This is a genomic window from Bradyrhizobium sp. Kon56 (assembly GCF_055807635.1).
In genome coordinates, this window is record NZ_JBVVOU010000020.1 from 19,940 (window position 1) to 40,383 (window position 20,444).

Genomic DNA, 20,444 nt, shown 5'->3' on the forward strand with positions numbered 1-20,444 from the left:
TGGACCGAGCCCGCGGGAACGAACCCGCGCGATGCGGATTATCTGTCCAAGTCCCAAGGATGAAGTTTGTGAGCACGAAAGCCTCAGCCGGTAAGTCCCGGCTGGGGCTTTCTTTTTGTGCGCCGGTTCCTGTCCTATGTTAACGACGCCGGCTCTCGGATCATCAAGGATGCGCTCGGGGCGGGAACCTCCGGATCGGGAGAGCCGCGTGGATCGCAGAACCGCGTGCCTTCATCAGGCAGATGCATTCCGGGAAAAGGCGATCGCCGATCCCGAGCACCACGACCAGTGGATCGATGAAGCCATCAAATGGCTGGAACGGGCCATGGAAGCGGGCTGCCGCGCCGTCGTCACGGTCGAAGGCGGCGATATGCCGAACGTGGCACGCGGAGCGGCAGCCGATGCTCGGCTGAGCTTGATCACACGCCAATGAGAAGAGCTGCCGTCTTCGCGAGCGCTGCGGCAATTGTTCCCGGAACGTAACAATGTTGCGGGTCGACACTGTTCCCAACGCCATGCTAGGCCGGGCGCAGACCGCAACCAGAGTGACGTCGTGCTCGCGAACCGCCAGCCCTCAGGATCATGCCGGCCGCGCAACTGGCGCGGGCTGCTGTCTGTGCTGATCGCGGTCGTCTACCTGCTCGCGGGAGCGCTGCATGGCCTGCACGACATCGACGTCACCACGCCCGGTGGCGGCTCGGAGATCAGCGCGGTGCTTGACGGCTCGGCGGATCACAACGACCACAAGGCCATCGGCGGGCATCATTGCCATGGCTGCTTCTCGGTGACGGTGGCGCAGCCGACGCCACCGGCCGGATCGATCGGGCTCGTGTCCGCATCGCGCCCGCAACGCGCACCCCGGCTCGCCGGCATTGTTCCCGACACCGACTCCCCGCCTCCCAAACATATGGCCTGAACGGATTGGTCGGGCGCCACGAGCGTCCATTCGGTTCATCCTCACAGGTCGGTTTCATGTTTTTCAGGGGAATGGCCGTGCGCCTGGCGTGCGCGGCAGCGTGTCTGATTGCCGGATCGGCGCTTGCGCCATCTCACGCCCAGACTCTGACGATGCGGAGCGCGCTTTCGCGCGCGCTGGCCGCGAGCCCGCGGCTGACCGCGGCGGAGCGCGATGTCGGCATCGCCACGGGCCAGCGCATCCAGGCAGGTGCGCTTCTCAATCCGGAACTGACCTACGAACAGGACAATTCGTTCGGGTCCGGCATCTATCGCGGCACACGATCGGCCGAGACCACGTTCCAGATCAGCCAGGCCTTCGAGCTGTTCGGCAAGCGCGACGCGCGGATTGCAGCTGGCGTCGCCGGCATCGAGGTCGCCGCGATCCAGCGCAAAGCCGTCAGGCTGGAGGTGCTGTCGGAGACCGCGATCGCCTTCCTCAGCGTGCTCGGCGCACAGCGGCGCATCCAGATCCTCGACGAGCAGATCACCGCCATCGACCGGCTGACGCCGCTTTTGCGCCGACGCGTCGAGGCCGGCGCCTCCTCGCCGGCCGAGACCGGCCGTGCGGAGGTGGCGTCCGCACTGGTGAAGGCCGACCGCGAGCGCTTCAAGGCGACGCTGGCCAGCGCCCGGCGCGAGCTTGCGGTCTTGATGGGCGACGCGGCACCGAAATTCGGCGAGGTCTCCGGACGGCTCGACACCATGGGCCGGCCGCCGACGTTCCAGTCGGTCGTCGCCGCGATCGATGCCAATCCGCAGCTGGTGCGCTGGACCGCGATCTATGCCCAGCGCAACGCCGAGCTGTTGCTGGCGCGGCTACGGCCCTATCCCGACGTGCGGATCGCCGCCGGCTGGCGCCATTTCAACGAGACCAATGACGACGCGGCGCGCCTCACCGTCTCGGTGCCGATCCCCGTGTTCGACCAGAACCAGGGCAATATCCTTTCGGCCCAGGAAAGCCTCGCCAAGACCAAGGCCGAGCGCGAGGCCAACCGCAACACGCTGATCGTGGTCGCCGGCCGCGCCTACGATTCGCTCCAGGGCTCGCTGCGCGAGCTCGCGGTGCTGCGCGAGAGCGCCATTCCCAAGGCCACCGAAGCCTCTGACGCCATCGCGCAAGGTTATGGCCAGGGCCGCTTCAGCCTGCTCGAAGTGCTCGATGCCCAGGCCAGCGTCACCCAGGCGCTGCTGCGCGAGCAGGAGGCGCTGCAGAATTTCCACGCGGGGGTGGCGACCATCGAAGGCCTCGTCGGTAATCCCTTCACGCTGGCGCGGGAGAGCGCACGATGAAGACGTCCTCCAACATCCTCGTCGCATTCGTTGCCGCCGCGCTTGGCGTCGCATTTGGCGCTTACGGCTATTCCCTGCTCGGCCCGGCCAGGGTCGAGCATGCCGAACACGCCGCGGACAAGAAGCCGGAGAAGCCGAACGACCATGTCGAGCAGGACGAGCACGGTGCCGATCGGATCCGCATCTCCGACGTCAAGCTTGCCGCCGCCGGCGTGACGTTGGCGGAAGCCGGGAGCGTCACGCTGACCGACACGCTCGCCTTCAACGGCATCCTGCGCGCCAACCAGGAAGCCGTGGTGCAGGTGACGCCGCGCTTTCCCGGCGTTGCCAAATCGATCCAGAAGCGCATCGGCGACAAGGTCGGCAAGGACGATCTGCTCGCCGCGATCGAGAGCAACCAGAGCCTCACCGTCTACGAGCTCAAGGCGCCGCTTGCCGGCACCGTCATCGAGCGGCAGATCTCGCTCGGCGAATACGCCTCCGAGCAGAAGCCGGCCTTCGTCGTCGCCGACCTCTCCACTATCTGGGTCGATCTGTCGATCTATCGCCAGGATCTGCGGCGCGTCCGCCTCAACGACGAGGTGCTGATCGATCCCGACGACGGCCGCGGCGAGATCAAGGGCACCATCTCCTACATGGCCCCGATCGGCTCGAGCGAGACCCAGACCGCGCTGGCGCGCGTGGTGCTGCCAAATCCGGACGGACGCTTGCGTCCCGGCCTGTTCGTCACGGCACGGCTGATCCTCGCCGCGCGCGACGTCGCGGTCGCCGTGCGCAAAAGCGCGATCCAGACGCTGGAGAACAGGACCATCGTGTTCGTCCGCGAGGATGGCGACAAGATCGAGGCGCGTCCCGTTGAGCTCGGCGATTCCGATCCGCGCCATGTCGAGATCAGGGCCGGCCTTTCCGCCGGCGAGCATTACGTCGCGGAAAACAGCTTCGTCGTAAAGGCGGAGATGGGCAAAGGCGAGGCCGAACATGATTGAGCGCCTCATCGCGGTCTCGCTGCAGCAGCGCTGGCTGGTCCTGCTGCTCGCGCTCGGCGCCGTCGCTTTCGGAGCGTGGAATTTCCAACGCCTTCCGATCGACGCCGTGCCTGACATCACCAACGTCCAGGTCCAGATCAACACCCGCGCCCCCGGCTATTCGCCGCTGGAAACCGAGCAGCGCATCACCTTCCCGGTCGAGACCGCGATGGGCGGGCTGCCCAAGCTCGACTACACGCGCTCGCTGTCGCGCTACGGCCTGAGTCAGGTGACCGTCGTCTTCAAGGACGGCACCGACATCTACTTTGCCCGCCAGCTCGTCGGCGAACGGATCCAGCAGGTGAAGGACCAGCTTCCGGCCGGCGTCGAGGTCGCGATGGGACCGGTCTCGACCGGGCTCGGCGAAATCTTCATGTACACCGTCGAGGCCAAGGCGGGCGCGAAGACGCAAGGCGGCCACGACTATTCGCTGACCGACTTGCGCACCGTGCAGGACTGGATCATCAAGCCGCAGCTTCGCAACGTGCCGGGGGTGATCGAGGTCAACACCATCGGCGGCTTCGAGCGGCAATTCCATGTGCTCCCCGATCCCGGCAAGCTGATGGCCTACCGGCTCGGCTTTCGCGACGTCATGACGGCGCTCGCCGCCAACAATGCCAATGTCGGCGCCGGCTATATCGAGCGCAACGGCGAGCAATATCTGGTTCGCTCGCCGGGCCAGGTCGGCAATGTCGGCGAAATCAGGGACATCGTCATCGGCTCGCGCGGCGGCAATCCCGTCAGGATCAGGGATATCGCGACCGTCACCGAAGGCCGCGATTTGCGCACGGGAGCCGCAACGCGCGATGGCGAGGAAACCGTGCTCGGCACCGCCATGCTTTTGATCGGCGAGAACAGCCGCACCGTGGCGCGCCGTGTCGCGGCCCGGCTGAAGGATATCGCCAAATCGCTGCCCGACGGCGTCGTGACGCGGACCGTCTACGACCGCACCGATCTGGTCGAAGCCACCATCCGCACCGTCGAGAGCAATCTGCTGGAAGGCGCGGCCCTGGTCGTGGCCGTGCTGTTCCTGATCCTCGGCAACATCCGCGCCGCGCTGGTGGTGGCTTGCGTCATTCCGCTGTCCATGGCCATGACGGTCACCGGCATGGTCGAGACCAAGGTAAGCGCGAACCTGATGAGCCTGGGTGCAATCGATTTCGGCATCATCGTCGACGGCGCCGTGATCATCGTCGAGAACTGCCTGCGCATGCTGGCCGAGGTCCAGCGCGAGAAAGGCGGCCTGCTCACGATCTCCGAACGGCTGCGCGCGATCCGGAGTGGGTCGAGCGAGGTGATCAAGCCGAGCCTGTTCGGAACGCTCATCATCGCAGTGGTCTACCTGCCGGTGCTGACGCTGACCGGCGTCGAGGGCAAGATGTTCACGCCGATGGCCCTGACGGTGCTGATGGCGCTGGGTGCCGCGGTGCTGTTCTCCATCACCTTCGTGCCGGCGGCGGTTGCCATCTTCGTCACCGGCAAGGTGTCCGAACACGAAAACCTGTTCATGCGGCTGGCGAAGCGCGCCTATCTCCCCGTGCTCCGGCTGGCGATCGACCATCGCCTCGGCGTCGCAATCATGGCCGCCATCACCGTGGTCGCAAGCTGCGTTGCCGCCGCGCGCATGGGCGGCGAGTTCATCCCGAGCCTGGACGAAGGCGACGTCGCGCTGGCCTCGATCCGGATTCCCGGCACCAGCCTGACCCAGTCGCTGGACCTGCAAAAGGCGCTGGAAAAGCGCGTCAAGCAGATTCCGGAGGTGAAGGAGTTCTTCACCCGCATCGGCACCGCCGAGATCGCAACCGACCCGATGTCGCCGGCACAGACCGACGGCTACATCATGCTGAAGCCGCGCGCCGGATGGCCCGACCCTGGCAGCTCCAAGGCCGAGGTGATCGAGGCCATCGCCCGTGCCGCTGACGACATCCCCGGCAGCGCCTATGAAATCTCCCAGCCGATCCAGTTCCGCGTCAACGAGTTGATCTCCGGCGTGCGAAGCGACGTCGGCGTCAAGATCTTCGGCGACGACCTCGAGATCCTGCAAGGCGCGGCAAAACAGGTCGAAGCCGCGATCCGCGGCATCCGCGGCGCCAGCGACGTCAAGATCGAGCAGGTCTCGGGCCTGCCGATCCTCACCGTCCGCCTCGACCGCCAGGCGCTCGCCCGGTATGGGCTCAGCATCAGCGAGGTGCAGGGCATCGTCGAGATCGCGGTCGGCGGCAAGTCGGCCGGCAAGCTGTTCGAGGGCGACCGCCGCTTCGACATCGTCGTGCGCCTGCCGGAACATCTGCGCGGCGATCTCGAGGTCATCCGGGCGATCCCGATCCCGCTGCCGCCGGGTGAGGAAGCAGCAATCGGCGCGCCAATCCGGACCGCATTGCCCGTCCCTCCCCTTGCCCAGATGCGCTATGTGCCGCTGTCGTCGGTCGCAACCGTCGAAGCGACGCCTGGCCCGAACCAGATCAGCCGCGAGAACGGCAAGCGGCGCATTGTGGTCACCGCCAATGTCCGCGCGCGCGATCTCGGCTCCTTCGTCACCGAGGCCGAGGCAGCCGTCGCGGAGAAGGTCAAGCTGCCGCCGGGCTACTGGATCGGCTGGGGCGGACAGTTCGAGCAGCTGGTCTCCGCCACCAAGCGGCTGACGCTCGTGGTGCCGGTGGCGTTGCTGCTGGTCTTCCTGCTGCTGTTCATGGGCATGGGATCGGCGGCTGATGCGGCGCTCGTGTTCTCCGGCGTGCCGCTGGCACTGACCGGCGGCGTCATGGCGCTGCTGCTGCGTGGTATTCCGCTGTCGATCAGCGCCGGCGTCGGCTTCATCGCACTGTCGGGCGTCGCCGTCCTCAACGGGCTCGTCATCATCGCCTTCATCGAGCGGCTGCGCAGCGAGGGCCACCCCGTTGCCGACGCGGTGCGCGAGGGCGCGCTGACACGCCTGCGTCCGGTGCTGATGACGGCCCTCGTCGCGTCCCTCGGCTTCGTGCCGATGGCCCTTGCCACCGGGGCCGGTGCCGAGGTGCAGCGGCCGCTTGCGACCGTGGTGATCGGCGGTATCATCTCCTCGACCGTGCTGACGCTGCTGGTGCTGCCGGCGCTCTACGTGCTGTTCCGCCGTGACGGGGCTGCCGAAACGCCTACAATAGCGCCTGATTTGGCAGCGTCCAGGGAGCGATAGAGGTGGGCAGCCACGACCATCACGGCCATCATCACGATGATCATAGCCACGGCCATGATCACGATCATGGTGGCCACGCCCATGCCCATGCGCCCGCCAGTTTCGGCAAGGCGTTCGCAATCGGCATCTCACTCAACACCGCGCTGGTCGCGGCGGAGGCCGTCTACGGCTATATCGGCAACTCCACGGCTCTGCTTGCGGATGCCGGCCATAATCTTAGCGACGTGCTCGGCCTGGTCGTGGCCTGGTGCGCGTCGATCGCGGCGCGGCGCGCGCCCAGCGGCCGCTTCACCTATGGCCTGCGCGCCTCCACCATCCTGGCGGCGCTGGCGAACGCGGTGTTCCTGCTGGTCGCAACCGGCGCGATCGGCTGGGAAGCGATTTTGCGCCTGCGGGAGCCGGAGCCGGTCGCCGGCATCACCGTGATGGTGGTCGCCGGCATCGGCATCCTCATCAACGGTTTTACCGCCATGTTGTTCGCGCGCGGTCGCAAGGACGACATCAACATCGAAGGCGCCTATCTGCACATGGCGGCCGACGCCGCGGTCTCGCTCGGCGTCGTCATCTCGGCGGCGCTGATCATCTGGACCGGCTGGCTCTGGCTCGATCCCGTCACCAGCCTCGTCATCTGCGCCACCATCCTCTGGAGCACCACCAGCCTGCTCCGTGGCTCCATCGACATGTCGATGGCGGCGGCGCCCAGGGGCACCGACATTGCCGCGATCAAGATCCTTCTGCTGGAGCGGCCCGGTGTCACTGCGATCCACGATCTCCACGTCTGGCCGATCTCGACCACCGAGACGGCGCTGACCTGCCACCTTGTCATGCCCACCGGCGCCGGCGATGCCTTCCTGATGGAGACGGCGCAGATGCTGAAGCGCTCCCACCGCATCGGCCACACCACGCTTCAGATCGAGACGCATCCGGACAATGGCTGCGCGCTGGCGCCGGATGACGTGGTGTGAGGTAGTTGCGTTGCTGCGTCCCCATCGTCATTGCGAGGAGCGAAGCGACGAAGCAATCCAGACTGCCTCCGCGGAGAACGGTCTGGATTGCTTCGCTGCGCTCGCAATGATGAGGACAGAGCGACGCCTACGCCGCCTTCGCCGTCACGATCCAGATCGCGCCCTGGAGCGCCACGCTCTGACCCTTCAGGAACGGCGCGAGCGTCTCGCGGATCGAGGCTTTTGCCGCGGCATAGGTCTCCGGCGGATGCCCTTGCAGCGCGCGGCTCGCCGGGCCGATCTGGAGCGAGCCTTCGACCGCGGCATCGAGCCCGCCGCCAATCGCGACGTCCATCGCGAGATTGTGCGGCTCCATCGCGACGTCGACGAAGCCCGCGCCTTTCAGGATGCGCGTCACGCGCTCTTCGGAGGCGAAGGCGAACGGGCCCGGCTCCTCCGGCCCGACCGGCGGCATCTTGGGAACGTGCTTGTAGACCGCCATAAGCGGCGCCATAATCCACGGATTTTCCTTCGGCTCGCGCCAGCAGGCAAACGCCAACCGTCCCGTCGGCTTCAGCGCGCGGCGGAGATTGGTGAAAGACGCGATGGGATCGGCGAAGAACATCACGCCGAACCGCGAGGCCAGCAGGTCAAAGCTCGCCGGCTCGAACGGATGCACCGTCGCATCGGCCAGCACGAAATCGAGCGGCAGGCCTTTTGGCGCAAACGCGCGCGCCTGCGACAGCATCGGCTCGGAGACGTCGAGCCCGAGCGCAAAGCCATCAGGCGCGACAGCCTTCGCGAACGCGAACGTCGTCGCACCGGAGCCACAGCCGATGTCGAGGACGCGCTCGCCCGGCTTCGGCCTGGCGCGGGCGATCAGCACGTCGGCAATGGGTCCCAGCAGGCTCTCCTGCGCCGCATGGCGATCGGCCCAGCGCTGCCCGCTGGGGCCATTCCAGTAGGCGATCTGATCGGCGTTCTGCTCGTGTCCGCTTGGTTGTTGCATCAGGGCCTCTGTGGCTCGGTATCGCCCGCCTGCGCCTATCGGCTTCGGCGCGGCAGCCTTCGTTCGCTTCGCGCCAATAACGTGTGAGGCTGGCTCGCCGAGCCGAAGCTCGCGAAGCGAGCAAAGGCTGGTGGGCGGTGAGAGATTCGAACTCCCGACCCTCTCGGTGTAAACGAGATGCTCTAACCAGCTGAGCTAACCGCCCCTCGCCGCTTCTTTATCCCTACCGGCCCCGAACGGGCAAGCGCGGAACGCCAATTCCAGGGCCTCAATCCTGTGGCCGGCCCGGCAGCAGCGGCACCGCGTCGATCCACACCGCCGCCGACTGGCACCAGATCTGCCTGACGGGCCGCAATTTGTCGCGCTGGCGGATGCTGCCCCAGCGGATGCCCCAATCGTCCTCCTGGTCGCCGTCGCCGCTCGTGAACAGCGGGGAACCGCAGTCGGCGCAAAAGTGCTGGAAGCGCATCCGGCCGTTGTCGCCGCGCTTGCCGTAGATCCTGGGCGTGCCGGCAGTCAGGCGGACTTCGGCGCCCGAACAGACGGCCGTCACCCGGAAGGGCGAGCCGGTCAGTGTCTGGCAATCGGTGCAGTGGCAGACCGACACCGTCTCCGGGTCGATCTCGGCTTCAAAGGTAATCTCGCCGCAATGGCATTGCCCGTCGATGTGCATTGTCGTCATCCGCTGCCCAAAACAAAATGCCCCACAAAAAAACGGCGCCCGAAGGCGCCGTTTTATCATCTTTTTCGAGCTGCGATCTCAGTGAGCGGTCAGGCCGCCGGCGGCTTCGTCGCCGTCCGGCTTCACCGTCACCTTGGTGTCCTCTTCCCAGACGATCGGCACTGGCTTCTTGACCAGCGCCTTGGCGACGACGTCGTCGAGGCGCGAGACCGGGATGATCTCCATGCCGCCCTTGATCGCATCGGAAATCTCCGTGAGATCCTTGGCGTTGTCCTCAGGAATCAGCACCGTCTTGATGCCGCCGCGGGCAGCAGCCAGCAGCTTCTCCTTCAGGCCGCCGATCGGCAGCACGCGGCCGCGCAGCGTGATTTCGCCGGTCATCGCGACATCGTGGCGGACCGGGATGCCGGTCATGACCGAGATGATCGCGGTGGCCATCGCCACGCCCGCCGACGGACCGTCCTTCGGCGTCGCGCCTTCCGGCACGTGCACGTGGATGTCGCGCCGGTCGAACAGCGGCGGCTCGATGCCGTAGACGATCGCGCGCGAGCGGACATAGGACGCCGCCGCCGAGATCGATTCCTTCATCACGTCACGCAGATTGCCCGTGACCGTCATCTTGCCCTTGCCGGGCATCATGACGCCTTCGATCGTCAGCAACTCGCCGCCGACATCGGTCCAGGCAAGGCCGGTGACGATGCCGACCTGCGGCTCGCTCTCGATCTCACCGTAGCGGTACTTCGGCACGCCCAGAAGCTCTTCGAGAGTCTTCTCGGTGATCTTGACCGACTTCTTCTTGGAGATCATCAGCTCCTTCACCGCCTTGCGGGCGAGTGTGGAGAGCTCACGCTCCAAATTGCGCACGCCCGCTTCGCGGGTGTAGCGGCGGATCAGAAGCAGCAGCGCGTCGTCGTCGATCGAGAACTCCTTGGAGTCCAGGCCGTGCTTGGACACCGCGGTCGGGATCAAGTGCTTGCGCGCGATCTCGACCTTCTCGTTCTCGGTGTAGCCCGCGATCCGGATGATCTCCATGCGGTCCATCAGTGGTCCCGGAATATTGAGCGTATTCGCGGTCGTGATGAACATCACGTTGGACAGATCGTAGTCGACCTCGAGATAGTGGTCGTTGAAGGTCGCGTTCTGCTCGGGGTCGAGGACCTCGAGCAGCGCCGAGGACGGATCGCCGCGGAAATCGGCGCCCATCTTGTCGATCTCGTCCAGCAGGAACAGCGGATTGGACGACTTCGCCTTCCGCATCGACTGGATGATCTTGCCGGGCATCGAGCCGATATAGGTGCGGCGGTGCCCGCGGATCTCGGCCTCGTCGCGCACGCCACCGAGCGAGACGCGCACGAATTCGCGCCCCGTCGCCTTCGCGATCGACTTGCCGAGCGAGGTCTTGCCGACGCCGGGAGGGCCGACGAGGCACAGGATCGGGCCCGTCAGCTTGTTGGCGCGCGACTGTACGGCGAGATACTCGACGATGCGGTCCTTGACCTTCTCCAGCCCGTAGTGATCCGCATCCAGAACCGCCTGCGCGGCTTCCAGATCCTTCTTCACCTTGGACTTCTTGTTCCACGGAATCGACAGCAGCCAATCCAGATAGTTGCGCACGACGGTCGCTTCCGCGGACATCGGCGACATCTGGCGCAGCTTCTTCAATTCATGCTGCGCCTTCTCGCGCGCTTCCTTGGAGAGCTTGGTCTTGGAGATCTTCTCTTCGAGATCGGCGAGCTCGTCGCGACCGTCGTCGTCGCCGAGCTCCTTCTGGATCGCCTTCATCTGCTCGTTGAGATAGTACTCGCGCTGGGTCTTCTCCATCTGGCGCTTGACGCGCGAGCGGATGCGCTTCTCGACCTGGAGCACCGAGATCTCGCTCTCCATCAGGCCCAGCACCTTCTCCAGGCGCTGCGTGACCGACAGCGTCTCCAGGATGCCCTGGCGATCCGCGATCTTGACGGCGAGATGCGAGGCGACGGTGTCGGCGAGCTTGGCAAAATCGGTGATCGCCTGCACGACGCCGACGACCTCGGCCGAGATCTTCTTGTTGAGCTTCACGTAGCTCTCGAAGTCGGACACGACGGAGCGCGCCATGGCCTCCGCCTCGACCGACTTCGCATCGGTATCGGCGAGCGCAATCGCGGTCGCTTCGTAATAGTCGGCGCGATCGGTGTACTTCTGCACGCGCGCCCGCTCGAGCCCTTCGACCAGCACCTTCACAGTGCCGTCGGGAAGCTTCAAGAGCTGGAGCACGCTGGCAAGCGTACCGGTCTCGTAAATGGAATCGGGTGCCGGATCATCGTCGGACGCGTTCTTCTGGGTCGCGAGCATGATCAGCGCGTCGTTCTTCATCACCTCTTCGAGCGCGCGGATCGACTTCTCGCGGCCGACGAAGAGCGGAACGATCATGTGCGGGAAGACGACGATGTCGCGCAGGGGCAGCACGGGATAGGCGTGCGTTTCGCCATGGACGATGGTTGGCCTGGGTTTTGGATTGGTCATGGCCTTTTCCTTTTGCTTTGCCCCCTTGCACGCAGCCCGCCATGCTCATGCGCAACCGCCACAAGGTGCCGAGGTGACCCGCAATACCGATCGGTCCTTTTGAGGTTGGACCGGCTTGCCGAATCGGAACTGAGGCGAATCTTGAAGAGAATTTTTACTCGCCGCCGACATTAGGTGGCTATCGACCCGGGGGGTGTCAAGTCATTGAAAGACGCGCGCCATCAGGCGCTTACGCACGCAAATAAGCGACGCAACACCGGCTGCGGAGATACTTTCCGCAGCCCCTGCTTGAGGAGACGATTGGAGCGTTCCAGCGCCGAAATCAGGCGCTGGCGTTCTCGACGGCGCGATCGGACCGATCGGCGTAGATGTAGAGCGGACGCGCCGTTCCTTCCACGACTTCGCGGGAAATCACGACTTCTTCCACACCTTCGAGGCCCGGCAGGTCGAACATGGTCTCGAGCAGGATCGCCTCGAGGATTGAACGCAGCCCCCGCGCACCGGTCTTGCGCTCGATCGCCCTGCGGGCAACCGCGCCAAGCGCCTCGTCGGCGAAGGTCAGCTCGATGTTCTCCATCTCGAACAGCCGCTGGTACTGCTTCACCAGCGCGTTCTTCGGCTCGACCAGGATCTTCTTGAGCGAAGCCTCGTCCAGATCCTCCAGCGTCGCCACGACGGGCAGACGGCCGACGAATTCCGGGATCAGGCCGTACTTCAGGAGATCCTCAGGCTCGACATGACGGAAGATTTCGCCGGTGCGGCGGTCTTCCGGTGCGAGCACCTGAGCGGCGAAACCGATCGAGGTCGAACGTCCGCGTGCCGAGATGATCTTTTCGAGGCCCGAGAACGCACCACCGCAGATGAACAGGATATTGGTGGTGTCCACCTGCAGGAACTCCTGCTGCGGATGCTTGCGGCCGCCCTGCGGCGGGACCGAAGCCACCGTGCCTTCCATGATCTTGAGCAGCGCCTGCTGCACGCCCTCACCCGACACGTCGCGCGTGATCGAAGGATTGTCGGACTTGCGGCTGATCTTGTCGATTTCGTCGATGTAGACGATGCCGCGCTGGGCACGCTCGACATTGTAGTCGGCGGCCTGGAGCAGCTTCAGGATGATGTTCTCGACGTCCTCGCCGACATAGCCGGCTTCGGTCAGCGTCGTCGCATCCGCCATCGTGAACGGCACGTCCAGGATGCGGGCGAGCGTCTGCGCGAGCAGGGTCTTGCCCGAGCCGGTCGGACCGATCAGCAGGATGTTCGACTTCGCAAGCTCGACGTCGTTGTGCTTGGTCTGGTGGTTGAGGCGCTTGTAGTGATTGTGCACCGCGACCGAGAGGACCTTCTTCGCATGGTTCTGGCCGATCACGTAATCGTCCAGCACCTTGCAGATTTCCTTCGGCGTCGGAATCCCGTCGCGCGACTTCACCAGCGAGGATTTGTTCTCCTCGCGAATGATGTCCATGCAGAGCTCAACGCACTCGTCGCAAATGAAGACCGTGGGACCCGCGATCAGTTTGCGCACTTCGTGCTGGCTCTTGCCGCAGAACGAGCAATACAGCGTGTTCTTGGAGTCGCTCGTGCCGACCTTACTCATTCATGTCTCCGTCCGCGGTTCGATCCCGTCCGCTCGATCGCCCTATTCCGGCACGACAGCCGGTACAGTCCTTCAAATAGAGCAAATTCCGTACCAAAAAAGACCCTACGCGTTACATGCCGTGCGAATCGCGGTCATTCGATTCCCCGCGATCATAGCCGATCAGTCATAGCGAACCATGCTGGCACCCGACTATCAAGAATTCGCTAATCGGGGGTCGCCGGCTACCCGTGACAATACCGTGATTTCCGGTCTTGGCACGGGCGAAGTGATCGAAATCACCCCGGCGTTGCTGGATTGCCACGAAAAACAAGCACGAAAGCGGAACTTTCTGCCTGTCGCAGGGCGCAAAAGTGCGTTTTGCGACGCGCGCACGTGTCCTTAACGTGAACGCTCCCTGATGGTGCCCGCGGTCCCAGAGGGATTGCCGGCACAGTAGTGCTACGGGGTCTTCGGCGACGCGGTTTCCTCGGCGCGCTTGTCGATCACCCTGTCGACCAGGCCGAACTCCTTGGCGTCGCTCGCGGTCAGGAACTTGTCGCGTTCCAGCGCGTCCTCGATCGCCTTGTAGGTCTGGCCGGTGTGCTTCACGTAGATCTCGTTGAGCCGCTTCTTCAGGTTCAGGATTTCCTGGGCGTGCAGCATGATGTCGGTGGCCTGGCCCTGGAAGCCGCCGGAGGGCTGATGCACCATGATGCGCGCGTTCGGCAGCGAGAAGCGCATGTCCTTCTCGCCGGCGCAGAGCAGCAGCGAGCCCATCGAGGCGGCCTGGCCGGTGCACAGCGTCGAGACCGGCGGACGAATGAACTGCATGGTGTCGTAGATCGCGAGGCCCGACGTCACCACGCCGCCCGGCGAGTTGATGTACATCGAGATTTCCTTCTTCGGATTTTCCGCCTCAAGGAACAACAGCTGCGCGACGATCAGCGTCGACATGCCGTCCTCGACCGGCCCGGTCAGGAAGATGATGCGCTCTTTCAGAAGGCGCGAGAAAATGTCGTAGGCGCGCTCGCCACGGTTGGTCTGCTCGACCACCATGGGCACGAGGTTCATGTAGGTTTCAACCGGATCGCGCATGAGTCACCTAGGGTTTTGAAGAGGCGGACATCGCCAGGCCCGGCTGCCAGTCGGGGCTGGATCTGCCGGAAGGCCGATGGACGTCCCGTGATGCAGGAACTTGGCAGAAGAACTTGGTAGAGGCACTTGGCAGAAGCAGAGGGCGTAGCGACAGATATAGCCCAATTCGCGCCTGACAAGTGCGGAGCGAATTAAGGCTTAATCCGTGAGGCAGTTGAAGCTGATTCGTACAAAGAGGCCCAGCCGGCCACCTGGCTAGCTCGACCTCTTCGCTGATCATCCTTAATGCAAGGCTATCCTGGAGGCTCTCCTAAAGGCTCTTCTGGAGCCCTCAGGCCGCGGTCTTTTCCGCCTCGTCGTCCTTGTAGAGATCGTCGCGCGAGACCTTCTTCTCGGTCACCTTGGCAAGCTCGAGGATGAAGTCGACGACCTTGTCCTCATAGATCGGTGCACGAAGCTGGGCCAACGCTTGGGCGTTGCTGCGGTAATAGTCCCAGACCTCCTTCTCGCGGCCCGGCATCGAGCGCGCCCGCTCGATCACGGCGCGGCCGACCTCGTCATCGGTCACGGAGATCTTGTTCTTCTCGCCGATCTCCGAGAGCACGAGGCCGAGCCGCACGCGACGATCGGCGATCTTGCGGTACTCTTCCTTGGCGGCGTCTTCAGTGGTGTCTTCGTCGGCGAAGGTCTTGCCGGCGGAGTCCATCTCGGCCTTCACCGAGTTCCACATCAGATTGAACTCCTCGTCGACCAGCGAGGGCGGAGCCTCGAAGCGATGGGCCTCGTCGAGGCGGTCGAGCAGCGCGCGCTTGACGCGCTGGCGGGTCGCGGTCGCGAACTCGGCCACCAGCCGCTCGCGCGCCGCTTCCTTCAGCTTGTCCAGCGATTCCAGGCCGAGCGTCTTCGCGAACTCGTCGTCGATCGCGAGATCCTGCGGCGCCTCGATCAGCGTCGCGGTGGTCTCGAACTCGGCCGGCTGGCCGGCAAGCTTGTCGTTCATGTAGTTCTTGGGGAACGCCACCTTCAGCGTGCGGGTCTCGTTGGCGGCGATGCCGATGAGCTGCTCTTCGAAGCCGGGGATGAAGGTGTTGGATCCGATCACCACCTGGATGCCCTCGCCGGCGCCGCCTTCGAAGGCTTCGCCGTTGATGGTGCCCTTAAAGGCGACGGTGACGCGATCACCCGATTCGGCCTTGGCGCCCTCGCCCTTCGCGGCATAGCCACGGTTCGAATCGGCGATGCGCTTGATCGCCTCGTCGACGTCGGCGTCGGTGACTTCGGCCACGGGCTTTTCGACCTCGAAGGTCTTGAAGTCGGCGAGCGCAATCGACGGCACCACCTCGATCGCAACCGTGTAGGTCAGATCGGTTTTGCCGTTGAGCAGCTCCTCGACCTCGGCCTGCTCGGTCGGCATGGTGATCTTCGGTTCGGTCGCCAGGCGGAAGCCGCGCTCGGAGAACAGCTGAGTGTTGGTGTCGCGGATGGTCTGGTCGATGGTCTCGGCCATCACCGAGCGGCCATAGACCTTCTTGAGGTGCGTGACCGGCACCTTGCCGGGACGGAAGCCGTTGATGCGAACCTTGTCCTTGAGGTCGACGAGCTTGGCACCGGCCTTGGCGTCGAGATCAGACGCGGGAACGCTGATCTTAAACTCGCGCTTCAAACCTTCCGAGAGGGTTTCTGTGACCTGCATGGTGTCCAATCTTCTTCTCGTTCGGTCCCGGCGCGCATGCGTCGGGACGCTGTCATTAATCGATCCGGCGCGAGGCGAACGCCTCAACGCCGGTGGTTCATCGGACCGACTTCCGGCGGACAAACATCCGCGCGGGAGCAGATCGCGTAATCCGTGCAAACGCTGAAAGCGCTTGGTGCGGGCGGAGGGACTCGAACCCCCACAACTTTCGTCACTGGAACCTAAATCCAGCGCGTCTACCAGTTCCGCCACGCCCGCGTAAATTTGCATCAAGACCGGCCGCGATGCCGCGGGCGGCGGGCTTATAGCATGTGCCCGCCTGTTCGCAGCAAAAAAATGGCCCGATAGAGGCAGGCTTCACCTAGGCACGACGGCTGGACTTATCCAGCACGGCGTGGTCCGGATCGGCCCATGAAAACGCGGATCTTCGACCTGACGAGGCGCGAGGTTTTGGCCGGATTTGGCGCCTCTGCGGCCGGGCTGACGGCGGGCGGCGCAGTCCCGGCCGTGACCGCCCAACTCGCGCTTCAGGCAAGGCCGGCAACGCTGGCTCTGAGGTCGGGGCAGCCGGCTACACCCATCTGGGAGCTGGCCGCCGTCAGCCATCTCGGGGATGTCCGCCTCAAACGTGGCGACCGCTGCGAGGTGGTCTTCCGCAACGACCTGCCTGTGCCGCTTGCACCAGTTTGGTACGGCCTCAATGGCCCGGCCGCGGCCGACCCGCTTCGGGGTCGCGCACCGACGGCCCCGGACGCGACGGAAACATCAATCATTTCAGTGCCAACCGCGGGAACCCTGTTGGCCGACTTCCGGCTGTTCGAGGACGGCCTGAAGCAGCCCGCGCGCCCCCTTCCGATCATCGCCACCGAGACCAACACGGTCGCCGCCGATCGCGACGTGGTCCTCTTGATCGAGGAGTGGCGGCTGCGGCCGGATGGGACCGCACTTGCCCCGGGCCGGGAGCCGAAGGACACATCCCCGCTCTATACAATCAACGGAACGACTTCATTCGAACTCTCAGCTTCAGCAAATGAGCGGCTGCGGCTGCGCTTTATCAACGGCTCGCAACGTTCTGTTCTGGCGATCAAATTGGAAAGTCACGAGGTCCACGTGGTGGCCTTGGACGGACAGCCGGCTGAGCCGTTCCCGGCTCGCAACGGCGCGCTGGTGCTGGCTCCCGGCGCACGCGCCGACGCCTTCGTGGATGCGGCCACATCGGCCCCATTCCTGCTGCATGACGGCAAGGAGGCGCGCCAGGTCGGCCGCCTGATGGTCTCCGGCAAGCTTGAGCGGCGTGCGCCGCCGTTGCCGCTCTTGCCACTCCCTCCGAATGACCTGCCCGACCGGCTCGATCTGAGGGGCGCCCTGCGATTCGATGTCGCTCTCGGGGCAGCCGACGCCGGGTGGGTACGGGCCGCAAATTTCTCGACGTCCTCCGCCCCCGCCTTTCGCACCAAGGCCGGCCGCACCGTCGTGTTGGCCCTCAAGAACCCCGCCTCCGTCGCAACCGTCTTCCATCTCCACGGCCACCATTTCCGCCTGCTCGACAAGCTCGACGACGGCTGGAAGCCCTATTGGCTCGACACGCTCGCGATCGAACCCGGCCAGACCCAGCGCATCGCATTCGCTGCGGCCTCTCCCGGGCGGTGGCTGATCGAATCCGTCGTCACCGACTGGGCCGCGCCGCGGCTGGTGCGCTGGTACGGGGTGGAGTGAGCTATCGGCCACGCGTCCAAAGATAGCGAGCGTCCGGTTCTTTCTCCTCGTTTCGGGTCCCGTTGGTCTGCTCGATCAGCGTGAACCCGCGCGCTTCATAGAAGCGGCGCGCCAACGCGTTGCGCTGGAAGGTCCAGAGCTCCAGCTGTTCGCTGGCCTGCTTGGCGATATCGAGGAGTTCGGTGCCGACGCCGCGCCCTTGAACAGCAGGAAGCACGTAAAGCTGCTCGACCCAGCCGTCACGGACAGCGATGATTCCGCTCAGTACATCGGCATCGAAGCGTCCCCACACGCGGCACGTCGCCAAGACATGCTCGCGGTAGAACCAGCGGTCCTCATCCGGCGTATGCAGCCCAGCAAGCCAGGGCATCGCATGGTCGAATGCAGCCCGGTGAACCTGCGCCGCCGCGCCCATATCGGTGAGCGCGAGCGGCCTGAGCATTAGTACTCGATCCCCAGCGCATGATAGATCCGTCGGTGCACGGCGGGCAGCGTCTCGGTGAGATCCTCCGCGATCAGGCCCGGCCCCGCCTCGCTCGCCGCTTCGCCATGCATCCACACCGCGATGCTGGCGGCTTCGAACGCCGGGACGCCCTGCGCAAGGAGGCCTGCGATGATGCCGGCGAGGACGTCGCCGGCACCCGCGGTGGCGAGCCAGGGCGGAGCGTTGGCGGCGATAGTGGCGCGGCCGTCGGGCGCGGCAATCGTGGTGTCGGCGCCCTTCAGCAGCACGACCGCGCCGGAGCGCTCGGCGGCGGCGCGCACGCGCTCGATCTTCGAGCGCCCCGGATGTTTATTGCTGAGGTCGGAGAACAGCCGCGGGAACTCGCCCTCGTGCGGCGTCAGCACCACCGCCTTGTCCTGCGACGTCTTGATCGATTCGAACAGGCGCTCGGGATTGGCGGCAAAGCTCGTCAGCGCATCCGCGTCGAGCACCAGGCGCCGCTGGGCGTTAAGCGCCGTGTGGACGAGATCGCAGGTGCGCTCGCCGACGCCCGCGCCAGGGCCGATGATGCAGGTGTTGTAACGCTTGTCGCCGAGCAGCTCGCCGAACTCGATGGCGGTATCGACGGGGTGAACCATCACCGCGGTGAGCGCAGCCGCATTGATCGCCAGCGCATCACGCGGCGTGGCCAGAGTCACCAGGCCCGCGCCGGCGCGCAGCGCCCCGCGCGCGGCGAGCCGCGCCGCACCGGTCGCCGCCGCATCGCCCGAGACCGCCAGCACATGACCTCGCGCGTATTTATGGCCGTCGATGCGCGGCACCGGAAAGGCCGAGCCCCAGAAGTCCGGATCGTTCTCAAAAATCCGCGGCGCGATCTCGTCCAGCACCTGCGCCTCGATGCCGATGTCGGCGACGCGGACGTGACCGCAATGCATGCGCCCCGGCAGCAGCAGATGCGCCGGCTTCTTGCGGAAGAAGGTGATGGTCTCGGCGGCGTTCACGGCCACGCCCAGCACGGCCGCGCTGGTGCCGTTGATGCCGCTCGGCAGGTCGACCGCGAGCACCGGCGCACCATTGGCGTTGATCGCCTCGATCATCTCACGCGCCTCGCCCTCGACGGGACGGCTGAGGCCCGCGCCGAACAGCGCATCGATGATCAGCGCCGGTCGCCCGATCGCCTGCGGGTTGAACGGGAGCACCGGGTGTTTCCAACCACGCGCGGCCGAGGCCGCGTCGCCCTGGAGCTGGTCCCGCTCGCACATCAGGATCACCGAGACCTCGCGGCCTTGCGCGGCGAGCTCGGCGGCTGCGACAAAACCGTCCCCGCCGTTGTTGCCCGGGCCGGCCACGATCAGGATTGGCCCCTCCTCCACCAGCGCGTGGGCGGCCTCGGCGACCGCCTGACCGGCGCTGAGCATCAGCTTGAAGCCGGGGGTGCCTGCCGCAATGCTGAGCTGGTCGGCGCGCTGCATTTCGGCGTTGGTCAGAACTTCCATGCCACTTCCCTGTCCAAAAGCCTTTTCAACAGGCACGTTCCGCACCGGGCTATCCGGCGGAACAACGATCTGCACAAGTATTGAACCGTTTGCCTATTTCGTAGTCTGCGGTATTTTGTGCGGGTCGGCGCCACCTATCAGAGCTGCACGTTAAAAGGCTGATAACGCTCCAATAATCAGGGCATTTGCAACTTGGCATAGACCCTGCTTTCGCGGAAGTCGCTTCGGTTCGTCGTGCTCACTGGCATTTATCAGGGTGTGGCCGGCCGTTGTTGCCGGACTGGTCAGGGATCCCGGCATAGCGAAGACAAGATCGTGCGTTAAGAAAGCGCATCCTGACGAAGACGTTGCTATTTGTTCGAAAGGCCGGGAGGCGCGCAGTGAAGAAAATCGAAGCCATCATCAAGCCATTCAAGCTCGACGAGGTGAAGGAAGCGCTTCAGGAAGTCGGCCTTCAGGGCATCACCGTCACCGAAGCCAAGGGCTTCGGCCGGCAGAAGGGTCACGCCGAGCTGTACCGCGGCGCAGAATACATCGTCGACTTCCTGCCCAAGGTGAAGATCGAGATCGTGATCGGCGACGATCTGGTCGAGCGCGCCATCGACGCAATCCGCCGCGCCGCGCAAACCGGGCGCATCGGCGACGGCAAGATTTTCGTCTCCAACATCGAAGAGGCGATCCGCATCCGAACCGGCGAATCCGGGCTGGACGCTATCTGAGCCGGGTGCTATCCCGCATTTTGCGACATTCTGACAAGAAATAGGCTGCTTCGGCGGCCTCGTTTTGTTTGTGCCTCGCGCGCCTCAAGAAGCGTGAACACGGTCGCTCGAAGTTTGGAAACC

General features: G+C 65.0%; 16 protein-coding genes and 2 tRNA genes. 8 read left to right on the forward strand and 10 right to left on the reverse strand.

Going from position 1 to position 20,444, the window contains the following annotated elements; genetic code table 11:
* Positions 1 to 208: 208 nt before the first annotated feature.
* The 6 genes from AC0L3B_RS26710 to AC0L3B_RS26735 all read left to right on the forward strand — a co-directional run bounded on the left by AC0L3B_RS26710 (position 209) and on the right by AC0L3B_RS26735 (position 7,409).
* The gene (locus tag AC0L3B_RS26710) at positions 209 to 433 is read left to right on the forward strand and encodes a protein-tyrosine phosphatase family protein (protein WP_018455102.1); all 225 of its coding nucleotides are present in this window, start codon (positions 209 to 211) and stop codon (positions 431 to 433) included.
* Between the two features lie 120 nt (positions 434 to 553).
* Positions 554 to 916 (forward strand): hypothetical protein, encoded by a 363-nt coding sequence (locus AC0L3B_RS26715; RefSeq protein ID WP_085353356.1) that lies wholly within the window; start codon positions 554 to 556, stop codon positions 914 to 916.
* Between the two features lie 56 nt (positions 917 to 972).
* On the forward strand, positions 973 to 2,247 hold the full coding sequence (gene ihpA / locus AC0L3B_RS26720; RefSeq protein WP_473381382.1) for a divalent metal ion exporter subunit IhpA: 1,275 nt from the start codon (positions 973 to 975) through the stop codon (positions 2,245 to 2,247).
* On the forward strand, positions 2,244 to 3,233 hold the full coding sequence (ihpB, locus tag AC0L3B_RS26725) for a divalent metal ion exporter adaptor subunit IhpB (protein ID WP_473381383.1): 990 nt from the start codon (positions 2,244 to 2,246) through the stop codon (positions 3,231 to 3,233). The genes ihpA and ihpB overlap by 4 nt, the downstream gene beginning before the upstream one ends.
* Positions 3,226 to 6,444: an efflux RND transporter permease subunit gene (locus AC0L3B_RS26730; protein ID WP_473381384.1), complete on the forward strand. Its 3,219-nt coding sequence runs from the start codon at positions 3,226 to 3,228 to the stop codon at positions 6,442 to 6,444. Before ihpB ends, AC0L3B_RS26730 begins: the two co-directional genes overlap by 8 nt.
* Positions 6,445 to 6,446: 2 nt before the next feature.
* Positions 6,447 to 7,409 (forward strand): cation diffusion facilitator family transporter, encoded by a 963-nt coding sequence (locus tag AC0L3B_RS26735; RefSeq protein WP_162496492.1) that lies wholly within the window; start codon positions 6,447 to 6,449, stop codon positions 7,407 to 7,409.
* A 127-nt stretch (positions 7,410 to 7,536) separates the two neighbouring features.
* Here the strand turns inward: AC0L3B_RS26735 and AC0L3B_RS26740 are convergent, their stop codons facing one another.
* The 8 genes from AC0L3B_RS26740 to AC0L3B_RS26775 all read right to left on the reverse strand — a co-directional run bounded on the left by AC0L3B_RS26740 (position 7,537) and on the right by AC0L3B_RS26775 (position 16,203).
* Positions 7,537 to 8,397 (reverse strand): class I SAM-dependent methyltransferase, encoded by an 861-nt coding sequence (locus AC0L3B_RS26740; protein ID WP_473381385.1) that lies wholly within the window; start codon positions 8,395 to 8,397, stop codon positions 7,537 to 7,539.
* Between the two features lie 128 nt (positions 8,398 to 8,525).
* Positions 8,526 to 8,602, reverse strand: a tRNA-Val gene (locus AC0L3B_RS26745).
* Positions 8,603 to 8,665: 63 nt separating this feature from the next.
* Positions 8,666 to 9,070 (reverse strand): GFA family protein, encoded by a 405-nt coding sequence (locus AC0L3B_RS26750; RefSeq protein ID WP_018455108.1) that lies wholly within the window; start codon positions 9,068 to 9,070, stop codon positions 8,666 to 8,668.
* 87 nt (positions 9,071 to 9,157) lie between these two features.
* Positions 9,158 to 11,581 carry an endopeptidase La gene (gene lon / locus AC0L3B_RS26755; RefSeq protein ID WP_018455109.1) on the reverse strand — a complete coding sequence of 808 codons (2,424 nt, stop codon included), beginning with the start codon at positions 11,579 to 11,581 and terminating at the stop codon, positions 9,158 to 9,160.
* 322 nt (positions 11,582 to 11,903) lie between these two features.
* Positions 11,904 to 13,175, reverse strand: a complete 1,272-nt coding sequence (clpX, locus tag AC0L3B_RS26760; RefSeq protein WP_007603503.1) for an ATP-dependent Clp protease ATP-binding subunit ClpX — start codon at positions 13,173 to 13,175, stop codon at positions 11,904 to 11,906.
* 441 nt (positions 13,176 to 13,616) lie between these two features.
* Positions 13,617 to 14,252: an ATP-dependent Clp protease proteolytic subunit gene (locus AC0L3B_RS26765; protein WP_007611005.1), complete on the reverse strand. Its 636-nt coding sequence runs from the start codon at positions 14,250 to 14,252 to the stop codon at positions 13,617 to 13,619.
* Positions 14,253 to 14,583: 331 nt separating this feature from the next.
* On the reverse strand, positions 14,584 to 15,945 hold the full coding sequence (tig, locus tag AC0L3B_RS26770; protein WP_085362115.1) for a trigger factor: 1,362 nt from the start codon (positions 15,943 to 15,945) through the stop codon (positions 14,584 to 14,586).
* 173 nt (positions 15,946 to 16,118) lie between these two features.
* Positions 16,119 to 16,203, reverse strand: a tRNA-Leu gene (locus AC0L3B_RS26775).
* A 153-nt stretch (positions 16,204 to 16,356) separates the two neighbouring features.
* Here AC0L3B_RS26775 and AC0L3B_RS26780 point away from each other — a divergent pair.
* Positions 16,357 to 17,661 (forward strand): multicopper oxidase family protein, encoded by a 1,305-nt coding sequence (locus AC0L3B_RS26780; protein WP_247385792.1) that lies wholly within the window; start codon positions 16,357 to 16,359, stop codon positions 17,659 to 17,661.
* Between the two features lies 1 nt (position 17,662).
* On the opposite strand, the gene AC0L3B_RS26785 is transcribed toward AC0L3B_RS26780, so the two are convergent.
* Together AC0L3B_RS26785 and AC0L3B_RS26790 are read right to left on the reverse strand one after the other, a co-directional pair.
* On the reverse strand, positions 17,663 to 18,103 hold the full coding sequence (locus AC0L3B_RS26785) for a GNAT family N-acetyltransferase (protein WP_204511359.1): 441 nt from the start codon (positions 18,101 to 18,103) through the stop codon (positions 17,663 to 17,665).
* Positions 18,103 to 19,602 (reverse strand): NAD(P)H-hydrate dehydratase, encoded by a 1,500-nt coding sequence (locus AC0L3B_RS26790; protein WP_377830191.1) that lies wholly within the window; start codon positions 19,600 to 19,602, stop codon positions 18,103 to 18,105. Before AC0L3B_RS26790 ends, AC0L3B_RS26785 begins: the two co-directional genes overlap by 1 nt.
* Positions 19,603 to 19,982: 380 nt before the next feature.
* Between AC0L3B_RS26790 and AC0L3B_RS26795 the strand changes: the two genes are divergently transcribed.
* Positions 19,983 to 20,321, forward strand: coding sequence for a P-II family nitrogen regulator (locus tag AC0L3B_RS26795; RefSeq protein ID WP_007603495.1), 339 nt, complete (start codon positions 19,983 to 19,985; stop codon positions 20,319 to 20,321).
* The last annotated feature ends 123 nt before the right edge of the window (positions 20,322 to 20,444 follow it).

Excerpts from the sequence above, each read along its gene's own strand:
- AC0L3B_RS26740 (WP_473381385.1), bottom strand. The coding sequence starts at position 8,397 with ATGCAACAACCAAGCGGACACGAGCAGAACGCCGATCAGATCGCCTAC.
- AC0L3B_RS26790 (WP_377830191.1), bottom strand. The coding sequence starts at position 19,602 with ATGGAAGTTCTGACCAACGCCGAAATGCAGCGCGCCGACCAGCTCAGC.
- clpX (WP_007603503.1), bottom strand. The coding sequence starts at position 13,175 with ATGAGTAAGGTCGGCACGAGCGACTCCAAGAACACGCTGTATTGCTCG.
- tig (WP_085362115.1), bottom strand. The coding sequence starts at position 15,945 with ATGCAGGTCACAGAAACCCTCTCGGAAGGTTTGAAGCGCGAGTTTAAG.
- ihpA (WP_473381382.1), top strand. The coding sequence starts at position 973 with ATGTTTTTCAGGGGAATGGCCGTGCGCCTGGCGTGCGCGGCAGCGTGT.
- AC0L3B_RS26785 (WP_204511359.1), bottom strand. The coding sequence starts at position 18,103 with ATGCTCAGGCCGCTCGCGCTCACCGATATGGGCGCGGCGGCGCAGGTT.
- lon (WP_018455109.1), bottom strand. The coding sequence starts at position 11,581 with ATGACCAATCCAAAACCCAGGCCAACCATCGTCCATGGCGAAACGCAC.
- AC0L3B_RS26780 (WP_247385792.1), top strand. The coding sequence starts at position 16,357 with ATGAAAACGCGGATCTTCGACCTGACGAGGCGCGAGGTTTTGGCCGGA.
- AC0L3B_RS26765 (WP_007611005.1), bottom strand. The coding sequence starts at position 14,252 with ATGCGCGATCCGGTTGAAACCTACATGAACCTCGTGCCCATGGTGGTC.
- AC0L3B_RS26750 (WP_018455108.1), bottom strand. The coding sequence starts at position 9,070 with ATGCACATCGACGGGCAATGCCATTGCGGCGAGATTACCTTTGAAGCC.
- AC0L3B_RS26730 (WP_473381384.1), top strand. The coding sequence starts at position 3,226 with ATGATTGAGCGCCTCATCGCGGTCTCGCTGCAGCAGCGCTGGCTGGTC.
- ihpB (WP_473381383.1), top strand. The coding sequence starts at position 2,244 with ATGAAGACGTCCTCCAACATCCTCGTCGCATTCGTTGCCGCCGCGCTT.